Source organism: Dongia deserti, assembly GCF_003574735.1.
Lineage (GTDB): Bacteria > Pseudomonadota > Alphaproteobacteria > Dongiales > Dongiaceae > Dongia_A > Dongia_A deserti.
The window spans coordinates 413216-437233 of the sequence record NZ_QORW01000002.1 but is presented as its reverse complement, the minus strand read 5'-3'; the positions used below and the strand labels follow the sequence as shown (position 1 = coordinate 437233).

25 protein-coding genes are annotated in these 24018 nt (G+C 64.8%); 23 read left to right on the top strand and 2 right to left on the bottom strand.

The window, feature by feature from the left end; all coding sequences use genetic code 11:
* Positions 1-66 precede the first annotated feature (66 nt).
* From DTX69_RS05060 to iolE, 6 genes are all read left to right on the top strand, one after another.
* The gene (locus DTX69_RS05060; protein WP_119300405.1) at positions 67-1494 is read left to right on the top strand and encodes an aldehyde dehydrogenase family protein; all 1428 of its coding nucleotides are present in this window, start codon (positions 67-69) and stop codon (positions 1492-1494) included.
* A gap of 54 nt (positions 1495-1548) precedes the next feature.
* Complete coding sequence (locus tag DTX69_RS05055) at positions 1549-3165, top strand: GMC family oxidoreductase (protein ID WP_119300404.1); 1617 nt, start codon at positions 1549-1551, stop codon at positions 3163-3165.
* Between the two features lie 264 nt (positions 3166-3429).
* On the top strand, positions 3430-4362 hold the full coding sequence (locus DTX69_RS05050; RefSeq protein ID WP_119300403.1) for a rhizopine catabolism ABC transporter substrate-binding protein: 933 nt from the start codon (positions 3430-3432) through the stop codon (positions 4360-4362).
* A 96-nt stretch (positions 4363-4458) separates the two neighbouring features.
* The gene (locus DTX69_RS05045; protein ID WP_119300402.1) at positions 4459-5574 is read left to right on the top strand and encodes an ABC transporter permease; all 1116 of its coding nucleotides are present in this window, start codon (positions 4459-4461) and stop codon (positions 5572-5574) included.
* A complete protein-coding gene (locus DTX69_RS05040) occupies positions 5574-6371 on the top strand; it encodes an ATP-binding cassette domain-containing protein (RefSeq protein WP_284735550.1) in 798 nt (265 codons plus the stop codon). Before DTX69_RS05045 ends, DTX69_RS05040 begins: the two co-directional genes overlap by 1 nt.
* A gap of 16 nt (positions 6372-6387) precedes the next feature.
* The gene (iolE, locus tag DTX69_RS05035; RefSeq protein ID WP_119300401.1) at positions 6388-7290 is read left to right on the top strand and encodes a myo-inosose-2 dehydratase; all 903 of its coding nucleotides are present in this window, start codon (positions 6388-6390) and stop codon (positions 7288-7290) included.
* Between the two features lie 152 nt (positions 7291-7442).
* Here iolE and DTX69_RS05030 read toward each other — a convergent pair whose 3' ends face one another.
* On the bottom strand, positions 7443-8468 hold the full coding sequence (locus DTX69_RS05030) for a substrate-binding domain-containing protein (protein WP_119300400.1): 1026 nt from the start codon (positions 8466-8468) through the stop codon (positions 7443-7445).
* A gap of 82 nt (positions 8469-8550) precedes the next feature.
* On the opposite strand from DTX69_RS05030, the gene DTX69_RS05025 reads away from it, so the two are divergent.
* Positions 8551-8784: a KTSC domain-containing protein gene (locus DTX69_RS05025; protein WP_284735549.1), complete on the top strand. Its 234-nt coding sequence runs from the start codon at positions 8551-8553 to the stop codon at positions 8782-8784.
* Here the strand turns inward: DTX69_RS05025 and DTX69_RS05020 are convergent, their stop codons facing one another.
* Positions 8785-9219, bottom strand: coding sequence for a RidA family protein (locus DTX69_RS05020; protein WP_119300399.1), 435 nt, complete (start codon positions 9217-9219; stop codon positions 8785-8787).
* Between the two features lie 156 nt (positions 9220-9375).
* Between DTX69_RS05020 and DTX69_RS05015 the strand changes: the two genes are divergently transcribed.
* From DTX69_RS05015 to DTX69_RS04940, 16 genes are all read left to right on the top strand, one after another.
* The gene (locus DTX69_RS05015) at positions 9376-10221 is read left to right on the top strand and encodes a transporter substrate-binding domain-containing protein (protein ID WP_284735548.1); all 846 of its coding nucleotides are present in this window, start codon (positions 9376-9378) and stop codon (positions 10219-10221) included.
* A gap of 34 nt (positions 10222-10255) precedes the next feature.
* Positions 10256-10918: an amino acid ABC transporter permease gene (locus DTX69_RS05010; RefSeq protein WP_119300397.1), complete on the top strand. Its 663-nt coding sequence runs from the start codon at positions 10256-10258 to the stop codon at positions 10916-10918.
* 1 nt (position 10919) lies between these two features.
* The gene (locus DTX69_RS05005) at positions 10920-11585 is read left to right on the top strand and encodes an amino acid ABC transporter permease (RefSeq protein WP_119300396.1); all 666 of its coding nucleotides are present in this window, start codon (positions 10920-10922) and stop codon (positions 11583-11585) included.
* A 15-nt stretch (positions 11586-11600) separates the two neighbouring features.
* The gene (locus DTX69_RS05000; RefSeq protein ID WP_119300395.1) at positions 11601-12362 is read left to right on the top strand and encodes an amino acid ABC transporter ATP-binding protein; all 762 of its coding nucleotides are present in this window, start codon (positions 11601-11603) and stop codon (positions 12360-12362) included.
* A gap of 12 nt (positions 12363-12374) precedes the next feature.
* Positions 12375-13247 (top strand): IclR family transcriptional regulator, encoded by an 873-nt coding sequence (locus DTX69_RS04995; RefSeq protein ID WP_119300394.1) that lies wholly within the window; start codon positions 12375-12377, stop codon positions 13245-13247.
* Between the two features lie 327 nt (positions 13248-13574).
* Positions 13575-14510: a sugar kinase gene (locus DTX69_RS04990; RefSeq protein WP_119300393.1), complete on the top strand. Its 936-nt coding sequence runs from the start codon at positions 13575-13577 to the stop codon at positions 14508-14510.
* Between the two features lie 177 nt (positions 14511-14687).
* Entirely contained in the window at positions 14688-15605 is a 918-nt protein-coding gene (exbB, locus tag DTX69_RS04985; protein WP_284735547.1) for a tonB-system energizer ExbB, read from the top strand.
* A 5-nt stretch (positions 15606-15610) separates the two neighbouring features.
* On the top strand, positions 15611-16075 hold the full coding sequence (gene exbD, locus DTX69_RS04980) for a TonB system transport protein ExbD (RefSeq protein ID WP_119300391.1): 465 nt from the start codon (positions 15611-15613) through the stop codon (positions 16073-16075).
* Positions 16053-16928, top strand: a complete 876-nt coding sequence (locus DTX69_RS04975; protein WP_119300390.1) for an energy transducer TonB — start codon at positions 16053-16055, stop codon at positions 16926-16928. The genes exbD and DTX69_RS04975 overlap by 23 nt, the downstream gene beginning before the upstream one ends.
* 85 nt (positions 16929-17013) lie before the next feature.
* Positions 17014-17202, top strand: a complete 189-nt coding sequence (gene hemP, locus DTX69_RS04970; protein WP_119300389.1) for a hemin uptake protein HemP — start codon at positions 17014-17016, stop codon at positions 17200-17202.
* Positions 17203-17348: 146 nt separating this feature from the next.
* The gene (locus tag DTX69_RS04965; RefSeq protein WP_119300388.1) at positions 17349-19499 is read left to right on the top strand and encodes a TonB-dependent receptor domain-containing protein; all 2151 of its coding nucleotides are present in this window, start codon (positions 17349-17351) and stop codon (positions 19497-19499) included.
* 45 nt (positions 19500-19544) lie between these two features.
* Complete coding sequence (locus DTX69_RS04960) at positions 19545-20405, top strand: heme/hemin ABC transporter substrate-binding protein (protein WP_162916678.1); 861 nt, start codon at positions 19545-19547, stop codon at positions 20403-20405.
* A 5-nt stretch (positions 20406-20410) separates the two neighbouring features.
* Positions 20411-21496, top strand: coding sequence for a FecCD family ABC transporter permease (locus DTX69_RS04955; protein ID WP_119300386.1), 1086 nt, complete (start codon positions 20411-20413; stop codon positions 21494-21496).
* Positions 21496-22338, top strand: coding sequence for a heme ABC transporter ATP-binding protein (locus DTX69_RS04950; protein WP_119300385.1), 843 nt, complete (start codon positions 21496-21498; stop codon positions 22336-22338). The genes DTX69_RS04955 and DTX69_RS04950 overlap by 1 nt, the downstream gene beginning before the upstream one ends.
* A complete protein-coding gene (locus tag DTX69_RS04945; RefSeq protein WP_119300384.1) occupies positions 22323-22634 on the top strand; it encodes an antibiotic biosynthesis monooxygenase family protein in 312 nt (103 codons plus the stop codon). The genes DTX69_RS04950 and DTX69_RS04945 overlap by 16 nt, the downstream gene beginning before the upstream one ends.
* Positions 22635-22740: 106 nt before the next feature.
* Complete coding sequence (locus DTX69_RS04940; RefSeq protein WP_119300383.1) at positions 22741-24018, top strand: imelysin family protein; 1278 nt, start codon at positions 22741-22743, stop codon at positions 24016-24018.

The window sequence follows — 24018 nt, the reverse complement described above, 5'->3', positions numbered from 1 at the left end:
TGCTATCGCGTTCCGCGGCGTTTCGCTAATCTCCGCCGCAGAGGGCGAGCCAACGGCAGAGGCATCATGTCCAATCACCTGAAGTTCTACATCAACGGCGCCTGGGTGGATCCGGTGACGCCGCGCAAGCTGGACGTCATCAACCCCGCGACGGAAGAGCCGTTCACCGCGATCTCCATCGGATCCGCGGTGGACGTCGACCGCGCGGTCGCAGCCGCCAGGGCCGCCTTCCCGAAATATTCGCAGACCAGCAAGGCCGAGCGCGTGGCCCTCGTGAAGCGCATCGTCGCCTGCTATCGCGCGCGCATGGAGGATATTGCCCAGGCAGTGTCCGCCGAGATGGGCGCGCCGATCGCCATGGCGCGGGACAGCCAAGCCGCCGCCGGACTGGCGCACCTGGAATCGACCTTGAAGGCGCTGGAAGCATTCGAGTTCGAGGAAGGCCGTGGCAGCACGCGCATCGTGCGCGAAGGCATCGGTGTCGTAGGCTTGATCACGCCGTGGAACTGGCCGCTGAACCAGATCGCCTGCAAGGTCGCGCCGGCGATCGCGGCTGGCTGCACCATGGTCCTGAAGCCGAGCGAGGTAGCGCCGATCACCGGCATCATCTTCTCCGAAGTGATGCATGAAGCCGGCGTGCCGGCGGGCGTCTACAACATGGTCAATGGCGACGGCCCGTCGGTCGGCTCCGTCATGTCGGCCCATCCCGGCATCGACATGATGTCCTTCACCGGCTCGACCCGCGCCGGCATCCTCGTCGCCAAGGCAGCTGCCGACACCGTGAAGCGTGTCGCCCAAGAATTGGGCGGCAAGTCCCCCAACATCATCCTGCGCGACGCCGATCTCGCCTGGTCGGTCACGAAGGGCGTGCAGAGCTGCTTCAACAACAGCGGCCAGTCCTGCAATTCACCGACGCGCATGCTGGTGCCGCGCGAGCTGCAAGCCGACGCGCTCGCCATCGCCAAGCGGAGTGCGGAAGCGCACAAGGTCGGCGACCCACGATTGGAGGGCACGAACCTCGGCCCGGTGGTAAGCGAGGTGCAGTTCAACAAGATCCAGGCGCTTATCGAGTCCGGCATCAAGGAGGGCGCGACGCTGGTCACTGGCGGCACCGGAAGGCCGGAAGGATTGAACCGCGGCTATTACGTGCGCCCGACCGTGTTCGGCGATGTGCGTCCGGAGATGACGATCGCGCGCGAGGAGATCTTCGGGCCAGTCCTCTCGATCATGCCATATGACAGCGAGGAGCAGGCGATCGAGATCGCCAATGACACGCCGTACGGCCTCTCCGCCAACGTGGAATCGAAGGACATCGAGCATGCGCGCCATGTCGCGCGGCAGTTGCGCGCCGGCCAAGTGAAGATCAACTATCCCGCCTGGGACACCTTCGCGCCCTTCGGCGGTTACAAGCAGTCCGGCAACGGCCGCGAATATGCCGATTGGGGCATCCACGACTTCCTGGAAGTGAAGGCCATCATCGGCTACGGCGCGTAAGCCAGCGGAGACTGGAACGCGAACGGCCAACCGACTCTGTCAGGGGATTTGAGGGTGATCGAGTATGACTACATCATCGTCGGCGCGGGGTCGGCGGGGTGCGTGCTGGCGAACCGGCTCACGGCGAGCGGGCGGCATCGCGTGCTGCTGCTGGAGGCGGGGCCGTCGGATCGGCGTTTCTGGATCCAGGTGCCGATCGGCTACGGCAAGACCTACTACGATCCGACCGTCAACTGGATGTACCAAAGCGAGCCGATCCCCGGCCTCGGCGGTCGCGTGAATTACTTCCCGCGCGGCAAGGTGCTGGGTGGCTCCAGCTCCATCAATGCCATGGTCTATTCGCGCGGGCAGGCCGGCGATTTCGACGATTGGGCCGCCTTGGGCAATCCCGGCTGGAACTGGCAGGACGTGCTGGCGCTCTACAAACGCATGGAGGATCACGACCTAGGCGCCAGCGCGCATCACGGTGCCGGCGGCCCGCTGCATGTTAGCGTGATCGACAAGGCGATGCATCCGCTGACCAAGCTCTATGTGAAGGCTGGGCAGGAAGCGGGGCTCGCCTACAACCCCGATCTCAACGGCGGAACGATCGAAGGTGTCGGGTTCTATCAGATCAACACCCGCGACGGGTTCCGCATGTCGGCCGCGCGTGCCTATCTCTGGCCCGCACGCAAGCGGTCCAATCTGCGCGTCGAGACCGAAGCGCTCGCAACCAGGATCCTGTTCAAGGGCAAGCGTGCCATCGGCGTGGCGTATGAGCAGCGCGGGCAAGTGCACGAGGCGCGAGCGGCGAGGGAAGTGATCCTGTCGGGCGGATCGATCAATTCGCCGCAACTGCTGCAGCTGTCGGGCGTCGGTCCTGAAGATGTGCTGCGGTCCTGCGGTATCGATGTGCTGCATCACGCGCCAGCGGTCGGCCGAAACCTGCAGGACCACCTCTGCTTCGATCACATCTACCGCTCCAAGCTGCCGAGCCTCAACAACACCTTCCATCCCTGGTGGGGGAAGCTGTTCGCTGGCCTGCGATATGTGCTGATGCGAAAGGGTCCGCTGGCGCTCAGCGTGAATCAGGGCGGCGGGTTCTTTCGTGCGCACCCGGATTCGGCCAGGCCAGACATCCAGCTATACTTCTCGCCGCTCACCTACGAGAAGGCGCTGCCCGGCGTCAGGGCGTTAACCAGGACGGACCCGTTCCCGGGTTTCATCATGAGCGTCTCGCCCTGCCGGCCCAGCAGCCGCGGCCATCTGCAGATCCGCTCAGCCGATCCGCGCGAGGCGCCAGCAATCCATCCAAACTATCTTTCCACCAACCATGATGTCGAAGAGCTGCTGGCGGGCGCGCGGTTCCTGCGCCGGCTGGCCGCGACACCGACCATGAAGGCGCTGATCGCGGAAGAACTGAAGCCCGGTCTATCCGTTCAGAGCGACGAGGAGCACGTCGCGGATATCCGCGCGCGCTGCTATTCCGTGTTCCATCCGGTCAGCACCTGCCGCATGGGACCCGATCCCTCTCAGTGTGTCGTCGATCCTCGGTTGCGGGTCCACGGGCTCGATCGCCTGCGCGTGGTCGACGCCTCGATCTTTCCGACCGTCACCTCCGGCAACACCAATGCGCCTGCCATCATGGTCGGCGAGAAAGGCGCCGATCTGGTGCTGGCCGACGCCGGCTGACCAGCCCGGCGGGGGTTGAGGGAATCCCATCAAGTTGCGCTCTTCCGGCCCTGGGGCGCCAGGCTACCATGATCCGGCTGGGAGCATAAGAATAACGGGTGGGGGAGGCAGGATCGGCGGGCGCAGCGGCGCGGGTGCCGGATCCTTCAGACGGCAGGGCACACTTCAATCAACATCCTCCACTGAATTGCAAGCGAGCGGCGCCGTGGCCTCGCGTGAGGCCGGCCGTTGTGGGGCAACTGAGCAAGCCGACAGGAGGATACGATGAAAATACTCCGTAAGTTGATGATGCTGGCGGCAGCCTGCGTGATCGCGCCGGCATTGGCGCACGCCGAGACGCGCGTCGTGTTCGTGACCCATGGCCAGGCGGCGGACCAATATTGGTCCGTGGTCAAGAAGGGCATGGACGAAGCGGCGGAGACCCTGAAGGTCAAGGCGGAGTATCTCGCACCCGAGACCTTCGACATGCCGGCGATGCAGAAGCTGCTCGATGCGGCAATCGCATCAAAGCCCGACGGATTGGTGGTCTCGATTCCCGACGAGAACGCCATCGGCCCCCTGGTCGAGAGCGCGGTCAAGTCGGGCATCCCGGTCATCGTGATCGATTCCGGTGGCTCCGAGCTCTCACGCAAGCTGGGCGCGCTGCTCTACATGGGCCAGTCGGAATATGACGCCGGCGTCGCGGCGGGCGAGAAGGTGAAGGCGCTCGGCGCCTCCAAGGCGGTGTGCGTCAATCACGAGGTCGGCAACATCAGCCTCGATGATCGCTGCCGCGGCTTCGCCGATGGACTTGGTGCGGAAGTGCCCGTGCTGCAGGGCGTGATGGACCCGACCGAGATGAAGGGCCGCATCGCCGCGCATCTGGCGGCCCATCCCGACACCCAGTTCGTGCTGACCGTCGGCTCGGCCGGCGCGGACCCAGCGCTTGCCGCCATCGAGGAAGCGGGGCTCTCCGGCACGATCAAGACCGGAACCTTCGACCTGTCGCCGACCATCCTCAAGGCCGTGATGGACGGCAAGATGGAGTGGGGTATCGATGCCCAGCAATATCTGATGGGCTATGTCCCCGTGGTCGCGTTCGACCTGATGAAGCGCTACAAGCTGGCGCCGATCGCCGATTATCCGACGGGTCCGGGATTCGTCGGCAAGGCGGAGGCGGGCTCGGTCATCGAGCTCGCCAAGCAAGGCGTGCGTTGATTTTCCTCTCGCGAGCCGCTGGGGCCGGCCATCCTCCACAAGGTCGGCCCCAGCGGATTTTTCAGCTTTAATGAAGCAGACGAGAGGGCGCCGTTGATGGCGGTTAGCGAAGAAAGCCAGCAAAAGCGGCGTGACGAGCGCGTGCGCGAGATCGGCTTCGTGCACCAGGTGCTGCGTCGGCCGGAGTTCGGCGCCGCCGCGGGGTGCGTGCTGGTCCTGCTGTTCTTCGCACTCTTTGCAGGCGACAGTGGCCTGTTCAGCGCGCGCGGCACCGTCAACTTCCTGGAAGTCTCGGCCCAGCTCGGCATCCTCGCCGTCGCCGTGTGCTTGCTGATGATCGGCGGCGAGTTCGATCTTTCCCTCGGATCCATGATTGCCTTTGCCGGCGTCATCATCGCGATCCCCTCGACGGTGCTGGGCTGGCCGATCTGGACCTGCGTGCTCCTTGCGTTCGCGGCGGCCGTGATCGTCGGCTATGTCAATGGCTGGCTGGTCGTGAAGACGGGCCTGCCTTCCTTCATCGTCACCTTGGCGACGTTGTTCGTCCTGCGCGGCATCACGCTTGGCCTGACGCGGCTCATCACCGGGCGCACGCAGATACCGGGTATCAAGGAGCTCACCGAAGGCGACTGGCTGGCGCCGCTGTTTGCCGGCCAGTTCGGGGGCAGCGTCCTGGTCTGGCTGGCTGATCAAGGCCTGATCGACAAGCGCCCGGACGGCTTGCCGACGGTGCAGGGCATTCCAGTCTCGATCCTGTGGTGGCTCGGCCTCACCGCCGTCGCCACCTGGATCCTGCTGCAGACCCGCTTCGGCAACTGGATCTTCACCGTCGGTGGCGATGCCAATGCAGCGCGCAATGTCGGCGTGCCGGTGGCGAAGGTGAAGATCCGCCTCTTCATCATGTCCGCCTGCGCCGCCACGCTGTTCGCCGCGATCCAGGTGCTGAGCGTCGGCTCCGCCGATACCTCGCGCGGCCTGCAGAAGGAATTCGAAGCGATCATCGCGGTGGTGATCGGCGGCACGCTGCTGACCGGCGGCTATGGCTCGGCCATCGGCGCGATGTTCGGCGCGCTCATCTTCGGAGTCGTACAGATGGGCATCTTTTTTACCGGCATCGACACCGACTGGTTCAAGGCCTTCATGGGCGCGATGCTGCTCGCGGCCGTCCTCTTCAACAACTACGTCCGCAAGAAGGCGTCGGAGGCGCGCTGATGGCACCCTTGATCGAACTGCGCGACGTCAGCAAGCATTTCGGCACGGTGATTGCGCTCAACGGCGTCTCCTTCGCCGTTCGTGCCGGCGAGGTGCACTGCCTGTTGGGCGACAACGGTGCCGGCAAGTCGACCTTGATCAAGATCCTGTCCGGCGTGCATGCGCCGACTACGGGCGAGATCCGACTGCAGGATCGGCCCGTGCAATTCGCCTCGCCGCGCGATGCGCTGGATCACGGCATCGCCACGGTCTACCAGGATCTGGCGACGGTCCCGCTAATGAGCGTCGCGCGCAACTTCTTCGCAGGGCGCGAGCCGGTGGTCGGCTGGGGTCCGTTCAAGCGCATGGACTGGCCGCTGATCGAACGCGTGACACGCGAGGAGATGGCGCACATGGGCATCGACGTCCGCGACCCGGGCCAGCCGGTCGGCACGCTCTCCGGCGGCGAGCGGCAGTGCCTCGCCATCGCCCGCGCCGTCTATTTCGGCGCCAAGGTCCTGATCCTCGACGAGCCGACCTCCGCGCTCGGCGTGCATCAGGCCGCGGTCGTTCTGCGCCTGATCGTGCAGGCGCGCGCCCGCGGCCTTGGCGTCATCTTCATCACCCACAATGTCCATCACGCCTTTCCGGTGGCGGACACCATCACACTGCTCAATCGCGGCCGCTCCCTCGGCACCTTTGCCAAGGACGAGATCCGACGCGAGCGCGTGGTGGAGATGATGGCGGGCGGCAGGGATCTGGTCGACCTCGAGGCCGAGCTCGCAGCCCTGCGCCGCAACGGGGCAACGCTTCAATAGCAATGCAGGTTCCTTCATGAGCGTGACGCTGGGCATCAACCCGATCGGCTGGACCAACGATTGCATGCCGTGGCTGGGCGATTTCATTTCCCTCGATACCTGCCTTGCGGAGGCCAAGGCCGCAGGCTTTTCCGGCGTGGAGCTCGGGCGCAAGTTCCCGCGCTCCACCAAGGCGCTTGGACCGATCCTGAAGCGTCATGGATTGGCGCTGGTGTCGGGATGGTATTCCGCCAACCTGCTGGAGCGCGACGCCAAGACTGAGATCGCGGCCATGAAGGATCACCTCGCTCTGCTGCGCGGGCTGGGTGCGAAGGTGATGGTGTTCGCCGAGACGACCGGCGAGATCATCAACCAGGTCGGCGCGCCGATCAGCCGGCGACCGGTGATCAAGAGCGCCGCGGAGTGGAAGCGCCTCGGCAGCCGCTTCACCGAAGTCGCCGCGTATATGTCAGACCAGGGCATCCAGATGGCTGTGCATCACCACATGGGCACCGTGATTGAATCCCCGCAAGACGTCGATCGCCTGCTGGACAACAGCGGCGATGCCGTCGGCCTCCTGCTCGATACCGGGCACATGACGTTCGCGGGCGGCGACCCGATCGCGGTGGCGCGCAAATATGCCAGCCGCATCAAGCACGTGCATTGCAAGGACATCAGGCGCTATGCCTTGGCGGCGTGCCGGCAGCGCGATGTCAGCTTCTCCGAAGCGGTGCTGTGCGGCATCTTCACCGCGCCGGGCGACGGGCTGGTCGATTTCAAGGGCGTGTTCGACATCCTTGCCAAGGCGAAATACAGCGGCTGGCTGGTGCAGGAAGCCGAGCAAGACCCGCGCATCGCCCACCCGGCCAGCTACGCCGCCCTCGGCCGCGCGCACCTGGCGCAGCTCTGCGCGGGCGCGAAGATGAAGCTGGCAGCATAGAAGTACATAAATCGGCTTCCCTCTATTGCATTTGGCCGAGCGAGCATCGTTCTCCCTCCCCCAAGTGTGGGAGGGGAAATCAGCGTGCTCGTCACATGCGATTGCTCTGTTCCGATAAGGGTAAGGGGAGCTCCAGTGGGACGCGCCTGTACCTAACTCTGCGGCAGGTTCTCGCGCAGATAGATCGTCACGGGCGTTTCCAGCGGTACCTCGGCGTCGGGAACGCGGCGATTGTAGTGCAGCAGCAGCTGGACGGCACGCAAGGCCTCGACCTGCGGATTCTGGTCCAGCACCGCGTCCATGAGCCCGTCGGTCAGCAGTTCGCGATGCACGTCGGTCAATTCGTGGCTAATCAGCACGACGTCGCCGCCCTTACCCAGCGCCTTCAGAGCAGAGGCGATGCCGCGGCTGCCGACGGAGATGTTGTAGATGCCGCGCAGATTGGGAAAGCGCTTGAGCGCGTCGCGCGTCAGCCTTTCCGTGCGCTCCTGCTGCTCCTGGCTCTCCACCGTCGCCACCACCTCGCAGGCCGGGAAGCGCCGGCGCAGCACGCCGCGGAAGCCGCTCTCGCGCTCCTCGTGGCCAATGAAATCGTGCATACCGCTGACCACCAGGATCTCCCCGCCCCGGGAACCTAGGAAGCGTCCCATCAATTCGCCGGCCACCCGCCCGGCCACGCGATTGTCGCTGCCGACATAGGCAATGCGACCGCTGGCAGGCAGGTCGCTGGCGACGGTCACGATCGGAATGCGCTTGCTGGTCGCCTTCAGGGCCGCGCTGATGCGCGGGTGATCATAGCTTAGGATCACCAGGCCGTCGGCCTTCTCCGAGGCGCGATGAATGGCGCGGGCGACCGCCGCGGGCTCCAGGCTGTCGAAATAGTGCAGCAGGCACATGACGCGCTGTGCCTCGTAGGCGCGCTGGGCGTGCTGGAACGCGGTCTTGAGGGCGCCGTGGTACGGATTGCTGGGGTTCTGCACCAGGATCGCGATGCGCAGCCAGCGCATCGGCAGATTATCCAGTGCGCGGTCGATCTTCAGCTTGCGTGCCCATTCGAGCACGCGCCGCGCCCGCTCCTGCCGCACGCCGCCGCGTCCGTTCAGCACACGATCGACGGTCGCGACGGAGACCTGCGCCGCCGCCGCCACGTCCAGGATCGTCGTTTTCCGCTGCCCCATATGGTCAGTCTAGCTTGATGGGTTCCCCGCTCGAATTCTACTAGATGATAGGATTCCATCAAATGGCCAAACGACGGGCCGCATGTTATCTGTTTCAGCCGCCATGCGGATAGAAGTGGTGCATTCCAGCGCGATCGCGGCCGTGCAGTATCACGCGGCGCAGCAGCAGCTCGATATCGAGCTGACGAACGGCCGCGCCTATCGCTATCTCGATGTGCCACCTGAGGTGTACCAGGCCTTCATGGCAGCGGACTCGAAGGGCGGCTTCTACAATGACGAGATCCGCGACGCCTACGAGTACATGCGCCTGCGCTGATCAGAGCGGCTTGTAGGCGACGCAATCGATCTCGATCTTGGCGTCGATCATCAGCGGCGACTGCACAGTCGAGCGCGCCGGCGGCACGCCGGGGAAGTAGCTGGCATAGACCTTGTTGAAGCTCCAGAAATCGCGCGCATCGGCCAGCCAGACGTTGCACTTGATCACGTCATCCAGTGTGCAGCCGGCCTGCGCCAGGATGCGGCGCAGATTCTCGATGGTCTGCCGGGTTTGCGCGATGATGCCGCCATTGATGAGCTCGCCGTTCTCGTCATGCGCCACCTGGCCGGAGACATAGACGAAATCGCCGGCACGGATCGCGGGGCTGAAGGGCAATGCCTGTCCGCCGGCGCCGCTCTTCGGCGCACCGATCTGCACCTTCAATGACTTCTTTGCGACCGTGATTTTCGTGCCGCTCTTGGACTTGGTGGTCATCGTACCTGCTCCCCTCGCGTGCGCGCATCGCCTAGGCATCCGCTCCGCTTGACTCATCTTCCATTGTCATAAGATAGTCGAGTTGTCCATCCCCACGTAATTCATTCCAACAGGTTGGAACAGATGGACGGGGCTTTAGAGATGGAGGGAGAACCAATGTCACAGATGTTGCGCAATGCGTTGGCCGGGCTCACGGCATTGGTGGCCGTCTCGGCCGCACCCGCGCTGGCCCAGGAGCAGGGCAAGTTGGACGAGGTGTTGGCGCGCGGGAAGCTGATCGTCGGTACCGGCAGCACCAACGCGCCATGGCACTTCAAGGACGAGAGCGGAAATCTCGTCGGCTTCGACATCGACATCGCCAAGATCGTCGCCAAGGGGCTGTTCGGCGACGACACCAAGATCGAGTTCGTCGACCAATCCTCCGACGCGCGCATCCCGAACGTGACCACCGGCAAGGTCGACATCACCTGCCAGTTCATGACGGTCACGGCAGAGCGTGCTCAGCAGGTCAACTTCACCATCCCCTATTACCGTGAGGGTGTGGCGCTGCTCGTCTCCGCCAACGGCAAGATCAAGACCTATGATGAGCTGAAGGCGGCAGGCAGCGGCGTGACGGTCTCGGTGCTGCAGAACGTCTATGCCGAGGACATGGTGCACGCCGCCTTGCCGGAAGCGAAGGTCGATCAGTACGACAGCGTCGATCTGATCTACGAGGCGCTGAACAGCGGCCGCGCCGACGCAGCGGCGACCGACCAATCCTCGGCGAAATGGCTGATCGTGACGACGCCGGGCCGGTATCTGGATGCAGGCTATGGCTGGAATCCGCAGAGCTATTCCTGCGCGGTCAGGCGCGGCGACCAGGATTGGCTCAACTTCGTCAATACGACCCTGCATGAGGCCATGACTGGAGTCGAGTTCGGCACCTACTCAGCATCGTTCAAGAAGTGGTTCGGCGTCGATCTGCCACCGCCGGCCATTGGCTTCCCGGTCGAGTACCAGTAAGAGGGAGTGATTACGCACGGCAAGGCCGCTGCCCATGGGCTATACCCTGAACTTCGGCGCTGTATGGCGGGATTTCGATCTGCTGTTGAGCGGCCTGGGTTTGGGTCTGGGCCTGGCGATCGTCTCCATCTTCGCCGGGTGCTGGATCGGCCTGGTGGCGGCCTTCGCCATGAACTCCAAGCACGTTTTGTGGCGGCGTGTTGCGTCTTGCTATGTCACGGCGATCCGCAACACGCCGCTGCTGGTGCTCATCCTGTTCAGCTTCTTCGTGCTGCCGCGCCTCGGCATCCGGCTGGGCAAGGTCGAATCCTTCACGGTCACCCTCTCGATCTACGCCGGGGCGTATCTGACGGAAGTGTTCCGTGGCGCGTTGCTGGCCTTGCCGCGTGGCCTGCGCGAAGCCGGGCTCGCGATCGGGCTCACCGAATGGCAGGCCAAGATTTGGATCACTATCCCGATCATGCTGCGCAACGCGTTTCCGGCGCTCGGCAACAATTTCATCTCGCTGTTCAAGGACACCTCGCTCGCCGCCGCCATCGCGGTGCCCGAGCTCACTTTCTATGCCCGCCAGATCAACGTGAACACCTTCCGCGTCATCGAGACCTGGCTGGTCGCCAGCCTCATGTACGTCGCCGCCTGTTACCTCATCGCTGCCGGCTTGCGCTTCTTCGAGCGGCGGCTGGCGATCTCGCGCTGACATGGTCGAGCCAGGCACCTTCCTCTATGAGCTTTGGGTCTCGCGCTGGGCCATCCTCGACGGCTTTGGCACCACGGTTCTGGTCTCGATGCTCGCGATCGTGTTGGGCACCATCCTCGGCACACTTGTGGGGCTCGTTCTGGTCTATGGCGGCTGGGTGTCGCGCTTCCTTGTCCGCATCTATGTCGATTTCGTGCGCGGCACGCCGGTGTTCGTGCTGGTATTGGCGAGTTTCTACCTGCTGTCGCAGATCGGCATCCAGCTGACCGCGTTCCAGGCCGGCCTGTTCGCGCTCGTGGTGTTCTGCAGCACCCATGTGGGCGAGAATCTGCGCGGCGCCCTGCAATCGCTGCCGCGCGGACAGACCGAGGCTGCCAAGGCGATCGGCCTCACCTTCCCACAAATCTTCGTCTACGTGCTGGCGCCCCAGGCGCTGCGGCAGGCGCTGCCCGCCTGGATCAATACCGCCACCGAGATGGTGAAAGCATCCACCCTGCTGTCGGTCATCGGTGTGGCCGAGTTGTTGCTGGTGAGCAGGCAGATCATCTCGCGCAATTTCATGAGCCTGGAATTCTATTTCTTTGCCGGCCTGATCTATTTTCTGATCGACTACGCGATCGAGCGGGCCGGCAAGGCGGTCGAGCGCCGCGTCGCGCTGCCCAGCTAGCACAGAGCGAGTTCAATGGTACAGCCGATCCTCCAGATCGAGAACCTGCACAAGAAATTCAAGGACGTTGAGGTCCTGAAGGGTGTCGACCTTTCGCTGGAGACCGGCGACGTGGTCTCGATCATCGGGTCCAGCGGCTCGGGCAAGACCACGCTGCTCCGCTGCGTCAACATGCTGGAGGAGTTCCATCAGGGCCGCATCCTGATCGATGGCGAGGAGATCGGCTATTCCGGTCCGCGGCACAAGGCGCGCAAGGAATCGGAGATCGCCCGCCAGCGCGCCATGACCGGCATGGTGTTCCAGCAGTTCAATCTGTTTCCTCACATGACGGCCTTGCGCAACGTCACGCTTGGCCTGACGAAGGTGAAGAAGATGCCGGCGGAGGAGGCGAACGCGATCGCCGGAAAGTGGCTGGCAAGAGTGGGCATGAGCGACCGGTGCGACCACCATCCCGGCCAATTGTCGGGTGGCCAGCAGCAGCGGGTCGCCATCGCTCGCGCCGTCGCAATGAATCCCAAGGTCATGCTGTTCGACGAGGTGACCTCCGCCCTGGATCCAGAGCTGGTCAATGAGGTGCTGAACGTCATCAAGGACCTGGCCAATGAAGGCATGACCATGCTGCTGGTCACCCATGAGATGAAATTCGCCTTCGAAGTTTCCGACCGTGTGGTATTCATGAACCAGGGCCGGATCGAAGAAGAAGGACCGCCCGAGGAACTGTTCCGCAAGCCAAAATCCCAGAGGCTGGCGGAGTTCCTGAAGAGCTCGAAATTTTGAGGATCGGCGGGAATGGCCCAGGTACAGAAAGTGGCCCAGACCGGACGGCGAGCCGTCGCGGTGCGGAGAGCAGCGAAGGTCGAACCGGCCAAGCCTGTGGAAGCGGATGCTGGCGGGCGGACCCGCGGCATCGATCGCGCTTTCGAGATCCTCGAATGCCTGCACCAGGCCAAAAAGCCGCTCCGGCCGAACGAGATCGCCATCGCCATCGGTGCGCCCAAATCCACCATCTATGACGTGGTCGGGCTGATGCTGAGCCGCGGTATCCTGGACCGTGCCGATGCCGAGGGCCGTGTCTTCCTGGGGCGGCGGCTCTATCTGTTCGGCCTGTCACACCTCACGCATTTCGATGTGATGCGCCTTGCGTCCGGTTTCCTGGACCACCTGTCGGAAGTCACCGGACAGACCGCGCAGCTCTGCGTGCTCGACAATCGCAAATATGTCGTCGCCCAGATGAAGGAGGGGGAGCGCCACTTCCGGATCAGCTCAGACGTCGGCGAGCCAGTGTCGCTGCCCTGGACCGCGTCCGGCCGGGTCCTGGTCTCGCATCTCGATGACAAGGAGATCCTGAAGCTGATCCCGTCCGACGATTTCATCCTGCCCGACGGCAAGCGGCTCAGCGAACGCACCTTCCTCAAGGAAGTGGCAGAGGCGCGTCGCGAGGGCTTCTTCTCTTGCGACGGAACGGCAGGCCGCTTCACGCATTGTTTTGCCTCGGCGGTCTATGACGAGCGCCGGCAGTGCGTCGCCACCTTGTGCCTGCTGACGCCGCGCGAGGAGGGCCTGCAGGAGCATGCACGCTACAAGCAGGCGCTGGTCGAGGCGGCGCGGCAAATGACCACGCGGATCGGCGGCGAACGCCCGCTCACGCAGCGCGGCGGGTGAGATGGCGAGGCGATTATATATGCGTTCAGGCATGCAAAACCTTCCCCTCTCCCCTCGCGGGAGAGGGCTGCGGAGGCTTAGCGAACATAGTGAGCTTAGCCGAAGCTGGGTGAGGGGGTGCGCCGCAGGCGCACAGCGCGCGAGCGCTGTTCCTGCACGATTTTGCATCCTTGCGCCCTTGCGAGCGCGCGCACCTGTCGGTGCGCCACCCCTCATCCAACTCCGCCTAGGCTCGGCTGCGCCTCGCCAAGGCTTCGTATCCTTCTCCCGCAACGGGAGAAGGGGAAATTTTCTGTGGTTCACGCTACCGCGTGCGAACGAGCTGCCATGACGAAGGTTGCTTCCATCGGCGAATGCATGCTCGAACTCTCCGCCGCGGATTCGCAGCGGGATCTGCGCCGGCTTGGCTTCGGCGGTGACACGCTGAACACGGCGGTTTATCTCGCGCGTCTCGGCGTCTCCGTCGATTACGTCACGGCGCTGGGCGATGATCCCTATAGCGAGCGCATGATTGAGGACTGGCGCAAAGAAGGTGTCGGCACCGACTGGGTGCAGCGCATCGCCGGCCGGCTGCCGGGTCTTTATACGATCGAACTGGATGACAAGGGAGAGCGCCGCTTCTTCTACTGGCGGCAGCAGGCGCCGGCGCGCGAGATCTTCGCCAATGAGCGCACGAACGATCTGTGCAACGCCCTGATGGACTACGACTGGCTCTATCTCAGCGGCATCAGCCTGTCGCTCTATGGCGAAGCGGGGCGCGAGCGGCTGTTCGAGCTGGTGCGCCAGTTCCGCGCCAAGGGCGGCAAGGTAGCGTTCGACAGCAATTATCGCCCGCGCGGCTGGCCGTCGGTGGAGGTGGCGCGGCGCGAGATCCGCGATCAGCTGGCGCTGACGGACCTCGTGCTCTCCAGCCTGGAGGACGAGACCGGCCTCAACAACATCCGCAATGCGGAAGAGGCTGGCGACTTCATCCATGACCTCGGGCCCCGCACCGTCGTCATTAAGCAGGGCAAGGACGGCTGCATGGTCTCGGTGGACGGAACCAAGACCGACGTGCCGGCCATCAAGGATGGGAAGGTGGTCGACGCCACCGCCGCCGGTGACTCCTTCAACGCCGGGTTCCTGGCGGCGACCCTGCGCGGCGAGGATCCCGTCCAGGCAGCCAATCTCGGCCATCGCTGCGCGTCCGTTGTAATCGCCCACCACGGCGCCATCGTGCCGCGGGACGCATTCCAGGCCGCGCTGGGCGGATCGGCCGTTTGATATTGCGAGGCATTTGCATTTAGGCTAAAGACGAGATCGATGGCCAGTGCCGCCGGCGGTCTTTTGGTGGCGGGCGGCCATGTACGCCAAGCTGCAAGCGATCCGAAATCGATGCCTCGATCACTCACTCGTAAAACGAATTATTCGCGCGCGCGGGCGGCGCTCTGTGCGGCATGGATGGCAATGCTCGTTGCCGTGCCGCAGACCTCCCTGGCGCAGTCGACCGATGCGCCGGTGAACCAGGCGCCGGCCGAGCCTACCGCGCCGGGAACGCCGGCCACCGGCGCGCCGACCGCCGGCGGGCAAGAGCCGATCGACGTCGACGGCACGGCCGATCCCCTGGCGGATCCGCCCGCCGACCCATCAGCCGATCCCTTGGCTTCCGATGCCGCGCTGCTGCCGCGCGACCTGTCGCCGTGGGGCATGTTTATGCAGGCCGACTGGGTGGTGAAGGCGGTCATGATCGGGCTGGCCATCGCTTCCGTCATCACCTGGACCGTGTGGCTGGCGAAGACCCTGGAACTCGCTGCGTCCAAGCGGCGCACGCGGCTAATGCTGCGCGCGTTGCAGGCGGCGGGCTCGCTCGGCGACGCCCTTACGTCCAGCGCCGGCAAGCGCGGCGCCGCCGCTGCCCTGGTGCAGGCCGCGGATCACGAGCTGCGCTTGTCGGCAGGGCTCGATGGGCCCGGCATCAAGGAGCGGATGGAGTCCGTGTTCGAGCGCATCCTGCATGCCGCCGCGCGCCAGGCCGGGCGCGGCACGGGCCTGCTCGCCACCATCGGTGCAACGGCGCCCTTCGTCGGCCTGTTCGGCACCGTCTGGGGCATCATGAACAGCTTCATCGGCATCTCGAAGGCGCAGACCACCAATCTTGCCGTGGTCGCCCCCGGTATCGCGGAAGCACTGCTGGCGACCGCCATCGGCCTCGCCGCGGCGATCCCCGCGGTCGTGATCTACAACCACTTCACGCGCGTCATCGCGTCCTACCGCACGCTGTTGGGTGATGCAGCGGCGGGCATCCAGCAATTGGTGAGTCGCGATCTTGATCGCCGCCGGCTGCAGGCACTCGATCACATGCGCGAAGCTGCGGAGTAGCGGCGATGGCGGCGCGGCTGCAGCACAGCGACGATGATTTCACCGAGGCGCACGAGATCAACGTCACGCCCTTCATCGACGTCATGCTGGTGCTGCTGATCATCTTCATGGTGGCGGCGCCGCTGTCGACAGTGGACGTCATGGTCGACCTGCCGGCCTCCACCGCCGCGCCGCAGCCTCGGCCGGACAAGCCGCTGTTCCTCAGCGTGCAGAAGGATCTGCAACTCAGCCTCGGCGACAATCCGGTAAAACGCGAGGCGCTCGCGGCTGCCTTGGATCAGGCGACCAAGGAGGATAAGCAGGCGCGCATATTCCTGCGCGCGGACAAGGTGGTGGATTACGGCGCGCTGATGGACGTGATGAACCTCCTGCGCGCGGCAGGCTATCTCAAGATCGCGCTGGTCGGGTTGGAATCCGCGCCGCCTGCACTGCAGGCCGAGCAAGACGATGCAGCTGGCAGCCGGCCATAACTGGCGGCCGGAAGCGGGACTTGCCCGCTGGAGTGTCGCGCTCGCCACCATCCTGCTGCTGCATGCAGGCGCCGCTCTTGGCGGGATGATTGTGTGGGAGACCACCGAGCCGCCGACTCCGCCGCCAGCGGCGATCATGCTGGAGCTGGCGCCGATACCCGCTGCGCCGCCCGCGCCACAGACCCTGGCGCCGCAGGAGCCGGAGCCCGTGCCCGAACCCGAGCCGGAACCGCCGGTCGATCTCACGCAATTGCTGCTGCCCATCCCGGAATTGCCGCTGACGCCGCCGGATATCCCGGCACCGGAGGTCGAGCTGCCGAAGCCCGAGCCGGAGAAGAAGAAGGTCGAGCAGCCGAAACCAGAGAAGCCGAAAGAGAAGCCGAAGAAGGAAGTCGTCCAGAAGCCAAAGCCAAAGCCGGAACCGGATCTCGAGCCGACAGTCGTGCAGAAGCCTGCGCCGCAGGCAACGCAGCAGGACGCGGCGGCTGCCGAGCCGGTTCCCGCCGCTCCGACGCCGGCGGCGCCCTCGGCCGCCGAAATCGCACGCCGCACCGCGGCTGAGGCGAACTGGCAGGGAATGCTCCAGGCGCATCTCCAGAAGCACCAGAAATATCCGCGCAGCGCACAGCGCCGAAGCGTGGAGGGTACCGCCTTCATCCGTTTCCGCATGGACCGGTCCGGCAAGGTCCTGAGCTATTCGCTCGTGCGATCGTCCGGCTCGGAGACGCTCGATGAAGCGGCACTCGCGATGATCGAGGATGCCCAGCCGCTGCCGCCGCTGCCGGCAGACCTTCCGCATGAAACGATCGAGCTCAATGTCCCTGCGGTCTTCAACCTGAAAGACGCGCGCTGAGAACCGGGTTGCAAATGAGAATGATTTGCATTAAGAGTCGTGACCGGCGGCCGCGACGGGCTGCCACAGCGTGTGAAGACGAGACATGAGCAACCTGCAATCTGCGCCGCAGAAACCTGACGCCGCCGTCAAGACGGCGTCCGACTCTGCGACAGTCCCGCATCTCCTGAGCGCACGCCTCCTGGGTGCGGCGGGCGAGGCGGTGATCGAGCATGAGGGCAATCTCTACCGTCTGCGGCGGACCAGCCGCGGCGGGCTCGTGCTCACGAAGTAGCGCAAGAACAGCCAGTCGGCGCGACGCGGCAGGGGTGCCGCGCTCGATGCGCACGACCGGTATAGACCCAAGCCAGCCACACGATCGCTCATCGAGCGACCCAGCCAGCCAGGGAACCTCAACGATGGGCCAACGGGGGACGTGGCATGGCTTTGAGCAAGCTTGGCGTGGCGGCAATCCTGCTGGGATTCGCCGGGGCAAATACTGTTGCATTGGCGCAGGAGAGCGCGCCGAAGCAAACCGGACAGCAGGAGCAAGAGGCCGCGCCTGCGGTCGAGATGGCGAAAGCGCCGCCATCCGTGGTGTTGCCGCCGGTTTCCGTGACCGCAACCCGCAATCCGATCGAAGTGTTCGAGTATCCCGGGATGGTGACGGTGATCGACACTGATCGTCCCGACCTGCGCAACGCGTCGACGCCGGACGACCTCCTGAACCGGGTGCCCAACGTCGAGTTCACTGGCGGCCCGCGGCGCACCGGCGAAGATCCCAGCATCCGCGGCTTCTCCGGCCCGGATGTGGTCATCAACATCGACGGCGCGCGCCAGAACATCGACACCGGTCATGAAGGCCGCTTCTATCTCGATCCCAGCTTGATCGGCGAAGTGGAGGTGCTGCGCGGTGCCGCCTCCGCGCTCTATGGCAGCGGCGGCAGCGGTGGTGTCATCTCCTTCCGCACCAAGAGCGCCGATGACCTTCTGGCTCCGGACCAGACCTGGGGCTTCCGCGTCGGTGGCGGCTATCAGAGCGTCAATGACGAGCCGCGGGGAACCGTCACGCTGTATGGCCGTCCCGGCGCGGGCATCGACCTGCTGGGCAGTGTCACCAAGCGGAATTCCGGAGACATCGAGCTCGGCAACGGCGACGAACTCGACAGCGAGGATGACATAGTCGCCGGCCTGGTCAAAGCCGGCGTCGACTTCGCCGAGTTCCATCGGATCGAGGCGTCCTTCATGCGCTTCGACAACGAGGCGGAGGAGCCGCTGAACGGCCAGGGGTTGGGCGGCGACGACCTGACGGAGAAAAACGTGCGCGCCGACACGACGCGCATTGCCTATTCCTATTCGAATCCCGACGACAAGTTGCTGGGCCTGGATTTCACGCTCTACTACACGGACTTCCAGGTGGATGCGTTGCGCCTCGACGATCTCGGCAGCGGGCTCGAAGGCGAAAGGCTGGAGCGCGCCGTCGATACCCTCGGCTTTCGGGCGGAGAACTCATCGCGCGTGGCGCTGTCGGAAGACATGGGCCTTACTTTCACCTATGGCGCCGAAGGCTACCAGGACAAGCAGGACGGTGAATCTGCCTCCGGCGATCGCGACGGCGTGCCGGACGCGGAGGCCGACTTCATCGGCGGCTTCTTCCAGACGGAGCTGCGCGTGGTGGAACCGTTCGGTTTCGTCCCCGGTGAGGTGCTGCTGCTGGGCGGCGTGCGCTACGATCACTATTCCGCCTCCAGCGACATCGCCGCCAGCAACGAGGATGACGCGGTCTCGCCGCGCGTGGGCCTGAGCTACATGCCGACGGACTGGTCAATGCTGTTCGCCAGCTATGGCGAGGCGTTCCGCGCGCCTACGATCAACGAGATGTATAACGAAGGTGTGCACTTCACGATTCCGGGTTTTGGCACCAACTTCTTCGTGGCCAACCCAGAACTGCGGCCCCAAACCACCGAGACGGTGGAGGTTGGTGGCGGCCTTGATTTCAGCGACGTGCTGGCGAGCGGCGACCGCCTCGCGATCAAGGGTTCCTATTTCTGGATCAAGGGCGAGGATTTCATTTCGCTCAGCGTCGACCAGCCCGGGCCGCCCGCCTGCTTCCCGCCGAACTGCAACGGCACGACCTTCGCAGAAAACATCGCCCGCGCCAAGCTCTGGGGCTCGGAAGTCGAGGCGAGCTACGAGAACGAGCGGGTCCGTTTCGCCTTCGGCTACTCGGACATCAACGGCAAGGATCGCGACACAGGCGATTATCTCGGCTCGCTGACCCTGACGCCGACGCAATTCACCATCGACGCGGCCCTGAAACTGCCCGAGATCGATTCGATGGTCGGCTGGCGCGTGTTCGCCGCCGCCGATTTCGATGAGGTGAATGAAGATGAGGAGGACCTCGAGCGCGACGGATACGACGTGCACGACCTCTATGTCTCGTGGGCACCGACCGGCACGGTGATCGAGGGACTGCAGATCGATGCCGGCATCGAAAACATCTTCGACGCCTCCTACGCCCGCGTCTACACGGACTCCAAGGAGCCCGGCCGCAACTACTGGGCGGGCATCAGCTACGGCATGAACTTCTAGATGGAAGGCTTGCAAACCATGCGCGGGGTTCTGGGAACTTGCGCGATGCTGGCCATGCTGGGCTGGGCGCCCCTCGCTCAGGCGGATTGCACGCTGCCGGTTGCGAAAGGCCCCATCATCTCCATCGGCGGCGACGTGACGGAGATCGTGTACGCCCTCGGTGCGGGCGATCGCGTGATCGCGGTCGACATCACCAGCCGTTATCCGGAGGCAGCGCAGGCGCTGCCGCAGGTCGGCTATATGCGGCAGCTGTCGGCGGAACCGATCCTGAGCCTGTCGCCCTCGCTGATCCTCGCCATCGCCGATTCCGGGCCGCCGCAGGTGCTGGATCAGCTGCGCGCCGCCGGCACATGTCTGGCGCTGGTGCCGGACGAGCATTCGCCGGAGGGCGTGATCAAGAAAGTCGAGGCCGTCGCGGCCGCTATCGACCGCAAGGCGGAGGGCGATGCGCTGGCGGAACGGCTCGAGATGGACTTCGCCGCGTTGAGATCCAGCCTGAGCGCGATCAAGGATAAGCCGCGCGTGCTGTTCCTGTTCTCGGTGGGCGAAGGCGCGCCGATGGTCGGCGGCCGCAACACGTCGGCCGATGCCATCATCACGCTCGCCGGCGGGCGCAACGCCATCGAGGGCTTCGAGGAGTTCAAGCCGGCGTCGTCGGAGGGCATCATCGCCGCCGCACCGGATGTGGTGCTGGTGACGGAGCTGACGCTCGCAAAGCTGGGCGGTGTCGAAGGGCTGCTTCGGCGGCCGGACATTGCGCAGACCCCGGCCGGCAAGGCCAAGCGCGTGATCGCCATGGAATCGTTGCTGCTCCTCGGCTTCGGGTTGCGCACGCCGCAGGCCATCCGCGATCTGGCGAGGGCGCTGCATCCCGGCTTCGCCGCGCCGCCCGAAGCGGCCAACTAGCAATCATGCATTCCACCGCCGATTTCGCCCTGATCACGCACCGCCAGGCGCAGAAGACCGCCATTGCCACCATGATTGCCGCGCTGGCTCTGGTCGCGATCTGCTTCGTTACGATCCATGCCGGCGCGATTCATATCCCGCCGGGCACCGCCACGCGCCTCATTGCGCAGCAGCTGGGGCTGGCGCCGGTTGATGACTCCATGCAGGCCTTGCGCACGATCCTGATCGAGATCCGCTTGCCGCGCATTGCGCTCGGCGTTTTGACCGGCGCAGGCCTGGCCGTGGCGGGTGTCACGTTGCAAGGGCTGTTCCGCAACCCGCTGGCGGATCCCGGCCTGGTCGGCGTGTCGACCGGTGCGGCCACCGCGGCAGCCGCCTTCATCGTCCTCGGTTGGCCGCTGTTCGAATATCTATCTGCGCCGGTATTGCGCCACGCGCTGCCGATCGCCGCCTTTGTGGGCGGGCTCCTCACCACCATCGCGATCTATGCCGTGGCGACGCGCGAGGGGCGAACCGACGTCGCGACCCTTCTGCTGGCGGGCGTCGCGATCAACGCGATGGCCGCCGCCTGCATTGGCCTGCTGGTCTTCTTGAGCTCGGAGAACGAGCTGCGCGACCTGAATTTCTGGATGCTGGGCAGCCTCAACGGCGTGACGTGGGACCGACTGGTTTTCGTCGGGCCATTGATCCTGGCTGCGACCATCGCCTTGGCTCGCTTCGCGCGGCATCTCAATGCGCTGCTGCTGGGCGAGATCGAGGCGCGGCATCTCGGCTTCGACGTCGAGCGCACCAAGCGCTGGATGATCACCCTGGTTGCATTGGATGTCGGTGCGATCGTGGCGATGACCGGCGCGATCGGGTTCGTGGGACTGCTAGTGCCACATCTGGTGCGGCTGATGATGGGCGCGGACCATCGCACGCTCTATCCGTTGTCGGCGCTGCTGGGCGCATGCTTGGTGCTGCTGGCGGATCTGTTTGCACGCACCATCGTGGTCCCGGCGGAGCTGCCGATCGGCATCATCACCAGTTTCCTCGGGGGACCCTTCTTCCTCTGGCTTCTGCTGCGCCAGAAGGCGCAGGGTGCGTTTTGATGCTGACGGCAAACAACATCACGATCATGCGCGGTTCGCGACGCATCCTGGACCAGGTGAGCGTCGCGGTTCGGGCGGGCGAGTTCCTCGCCATCGTCGGGCCCAACGGCGCGGGCAAGTCGACCTTGCTGCATTGCCTGTCGGGTGCTCTGGAGCCGGACGAGGGCAGCGTGCAGCTCAATGGCCGTCCGCTCTCGTCCTGGCCGGCGCGGGACTTGAGCCGCCGTCGTGCGGTCCTGACTCAAAGCCCAAGCCTCGGCTTCGCCTTCACCGCCTTGCAGCTGGTGCTGATCGGCCGCTCGCCCCACATGGGCAGCAATCCGGGCCGTACCGACCTGCGCGCCGCTGCAGCGGCGATGCAGGAGACCGGAATCGCCCACCTGGCGGAACGCTCATATCTGACGCTGTCCGGCGGCGAGCGGCAGCGGGTGCATCTCGCGCGGGTGCTGGCGCAGCTCTATGCGGAAGAGGCAAGCGAGCGCTATCTGCTGCTGGATGAGCCGACCAACAATCTCGACCTTGGCCACCAGCATCTGGCATTGTCCGCCGCGCGGCGCATGACGGAGCAGGGCGTGGGCGTGATCGCCATCCTGCACGATCCCAATCACGCGGTCGCGTATGCCGACCGCATCCATGTGCTGCATCGCGGCCGCACCTATGCCGACGGCGCGGTCCCGGACGTGATGAGCGAAGGGCTGATGCGCGAGGTGTTCGAGGTGACGGCGCGCCTGTTGCGCGACCCGCAACGCGATCGACCCTACATCGTTCTTTGGCCGGGCAGCCGGCCCGCTTCCATCAACGATCACCCCCCCGAAAGGAGACACGCATGTTCATTGCCATGAACCGGTTCCAGGTAAAGCTGGGCAACGAAGCGGAGTTCGAGCGCATCTGGCGCGAGCGCGACACCTACCTGCGCGACCTGCCGGGCTTCGTCGAGTTCCATCTGCTCAAAGGGTCGCAGCGTGAGGACCACACGCTCTATTCCTCGCACACCGTGTGGGCCTCCCGCGAAGCCTTCGAGGGCTGGACCAAGTCCGAAGCGTTCCGCAAGGCGCACCAGAGTGCCGGCCAACACCGCGACCTCTATATCGGCGGCCCCAATTTCGAAGGGTTCGAGGTCGTGCAGTATGTCAAATAATCGGTGTTTTCCAGCAGTATAGAGGCATCCTGGCCTGCGGCCCATTTGCGATTGCCTCTGATAATCATTCTCATTATCTTGCCACGATTGATGTGTGGAGGGACCGATGGTTCGCAAGGCTGGTTTGTGGTGCGCGTTGATGTGTGGCGTGTGGATGGCGGGCGGCGCTTCGGCGCTGGCGGCCGATACCGCGGCGGTGATCGACACCTACGCCGACATCGCGCACGCCAAGTACGAGGATTCGCTGAAGACCGCCGAGGCGCTGGAGAAGGCGATCGACATTTTGATCGCCAAGCCGACGGAAGAGAACCTCAAGGCCGCGCGCACGGCCTGGCTTGCCGCGCGCGTGCCCTATCAGCAGACCGAGGGCTATCGCTTCGGCAACCCGATCGTCGATGACTGGGAGGGCAAGGTGAATGCCTGGCCGCTCGACGAAGGCCTGATCGACTACGTGGCGGATACCTACGGCACGGAATCGGATGCCAACCCGCTGTACACCGCGAACGTGATCGCCAACACCAGCATCTCGTTCGGCGGCGAGACTGTCGACACCAGCAAGATCACCAAGGAACTGCTGGCGGACAAGCTGCACGAGGCGGCGGAGTCCGAGGCCAACGTGGCGACCGGCTATCACGCCATCGAGTTCCTGCTGTGGGGCCAGGATCTGAACGGCACCGGCCCGGGTGCCGGCAATCGTCCCGCCAGCGACTACGACACCGCCAACTGCACTCATGGCAATTGCGACCGCCGTGCGGCGTACCTCAAGACCGCGGCCTCGCTGCTGGTGGATGACCTCGAGGAGATGGTCGCCAACTGGACCGCGGACGGCGCCGCGCGCAAGGCGCTGCGCGATGCCGGCGGCAACGGCGCGCTCGGCATGATGTTCGCCGGTCTCGGCAGCCTCTCCTACGGCGAGCTGGCGGGCGAGCGCATGAAGCTCGGCCTGCTGCTGCACGATCCGGAGGAGGAGCACGATTGCTTCTCCGATAACACGCACAACTCGCACTATTACGATGAAGTTGGCATGATCGCGATCTACGAGGGCAGCTACAAGCGCACCGACGGCAGCGTGGTCAAAGGCCCGAGCCTGTCCGAGTTGGTGAAAGCCGCCTCGCCCGACGCCGACAAGGCCGTGAGGGCTGCCATGGCCGACGCCGAAGCCAAGCTGCGCAAGGTCAAGGAGACCGCCGACAGCGGCAAGATGGCCTATGACCAGATGATCGGCGACGGCAATGCCGACGGCAACAAGATGGTCCAGGACGCCATCGACGCCTTGATCGCCCAGACCCGCGCGATCGAGAAGGCGGTGGACGCGCTGAAGATCGGCGCCGTGGCGATCGAAGGCTCCGACTCCCTCGACAATCCATCCGCCGTCCTTCAATAG

What these genes read in the sequence shown, in the direction of transcription:
- DTX69_RS05060 (WP_119300405.1), top strand. Translation starts at nt 67, where the DNA reads ATGTCCAATCACCTGAAGTTCTACATCAACGGCGCCTGGGTGGATCCG.
- DTX69_RS05050 (WP_119300403.1), top strand. Translation starts at nt 3,430, where the DNA reads ATGAAAATACTCCGTAAGTTGATGATGCTGGCGGCAGCCTGCGTGATC.
- DTX69_RS05045 (WP_119300402.1), top strand. Translation starts at nt 4,459, where the DNA reads ATGGCGGTTAGCGAAGAAAGCCAGCAAAAGCGGCGTGACGAGCGCGTG.
- DTX69_RS05040 (WP_284735550.1), top strand. Translation starts at nt 5,574, where the DNA reads ATGGCACCCTTGATCGAACTGCGCGACGTCAGCAAGCATTTCGGCACG.
- iolE (WP_119300401.1), top strand. Translation starts at nt 6,388, where the DNA reads ATGAGCGTGACGCTGGGCATCAACCCGATCGGCTGGACCAACGATTGC.
- DTX69_RS05030 (WP_119300400.1), bottom strand. Translation starts at nt 8,468, where the DNA reads ATGGGGCAGCGGAAAACGACGATCCTGGACGTGGCGGCGGCGGCGCAG.
- DTX69_RS05025 (WP_284735549.1), top strand. Translation starts at nt 8,551, where the DNA reads ATGTTATCTGTTTCAGCCGCCATGCGGATAGAAGTGGTGCATTCCAGC.
- DTX69_RS05020 (WP_119300399.1), bottom strand. Translation starts at nt 9,219, where the DNA reads ATGACCACCAAGTCCAAGAGCGGCACGAAAATCACGGTCGCAAAGAAG.
- DTX69_RS05015 (WP_284735548.1), top strand. Translation starts at nt 9,376, where the DNA reads ATGTCACAGATGTTGCGCAATGCGTTGGCCGGGCTCACGGCATTGGTG.
- DTX69_RS05010 (WP_119300397.1), top strand. Translation starts at nt 10,256, where the DNA reads ATGGGCTATACCCTGAACTTCGGCGCTGTATGGCGGGATTTCGATCTG.
- DTX69_RS05005 (WP_119300396.1), top strand. Translation starts at nt 10,920, where the DNA reads ATGGTCGAGCCAGGCACCTTCCTCTATGAGCTTTGGGTCTCGCGCTGG.
- DTX69_RS05000 (WP_119300395.1), top strand. Translation starts at nt 11,601, where the DNA reads ATGGTACAGCCGATCCTCCAGATCGAGAACCTGCACAAGAAATTCAAG.
- DTX69_RS04995 (WP_119300394.1), top strand. Translation starts at nt 12,375, where the DNA reads ATGGCCCAGGTACAGAAAGTGGCCCAGACCGGACGGCGAGCCGTCGCG.
- DTX69_RS04990 (WP_119300393.1), top strand. Translation starts at nt 13,575, where the DNA reads ATGACGAAGGTTGCTTCCATCGGCGAATGCATGCTCGAACTCTCCGCC.
- exbB (WP_284735547.1), top strand. Translation starts at nt 14,688, where the DNA reads ATGGCAATGCTCGTTGCCGTGCCGCAGACCTCCCTGGCGCAGTCGACC.
- exbD (WP_119300391.1), top strand. Translation starts at nt 15,611, where the DNA reads ATGGCGGCGCGGCTGCAGCACAGCGACGATGATTTCACCGAGGCGCAC.
- DTX69_RS04975 (WP_119300390.1), top strand. Translation starts at nt 16,053, where the DNA reads ATGCAGCTGGCAGCCGGCCATAACTGGCGGCCGGAAGCGGGACTTGCC.
- hemP (WP_119300389.1), top strand. Translation starts at nt 17,014, where the DNA reads ATGAGCAACCTGCAATCTGCGCCGCAGAAACCTGACGCCGCCGTCAAG.
- DTX69_RS04965 (WP_119300388.1), top strand. Translation starts at nt 17,349, where the DNA reads ATGGCTTTGAGCAAGCTTGGCGTGGCGGCAATCCTGCTGGGATTCGCC.
- DTX69_RS04960 (WP_162916678.1), top strand. Translation starts at nt 19,545, where the DNA reads ATGCTGGCCATGCTGGGCTGGGCGCCCCTCGCTCAGGCGGATTGCACG.
- DTX69_RS04955 (WP_119300386.1), top strand. Translation starts at nt 20,411, where the DNA reads ATGCATTCCACCGCCGATTTCGCCCTGATCACGCACCGCCAGGCGCAG.
- DTX69_RS04950 (WP_119300385.1), top strand. Translation starts at nt 21,496, where the DNA reads ATGCTGACGGCAAACAACATCACGATCATGCGCGGTTCGCGACGCATC.
- DTX69_RS04945 (WP_119300384.1), top strand. Translation starts at nt 22,323, where the DNA reads ATGTTCATTGCCATGAACCGGTTCCAGGTAAAGCTGGGCAACGAAGCG.
- DTX69_RS04940 (WP_119300383.1), top strand. Translation starts at nt 22,741, where the DNA reads ATGGTTCGCAAGGCTGGTTTGTGGTGCGCGTTGATGTGTGGCGTGTGG.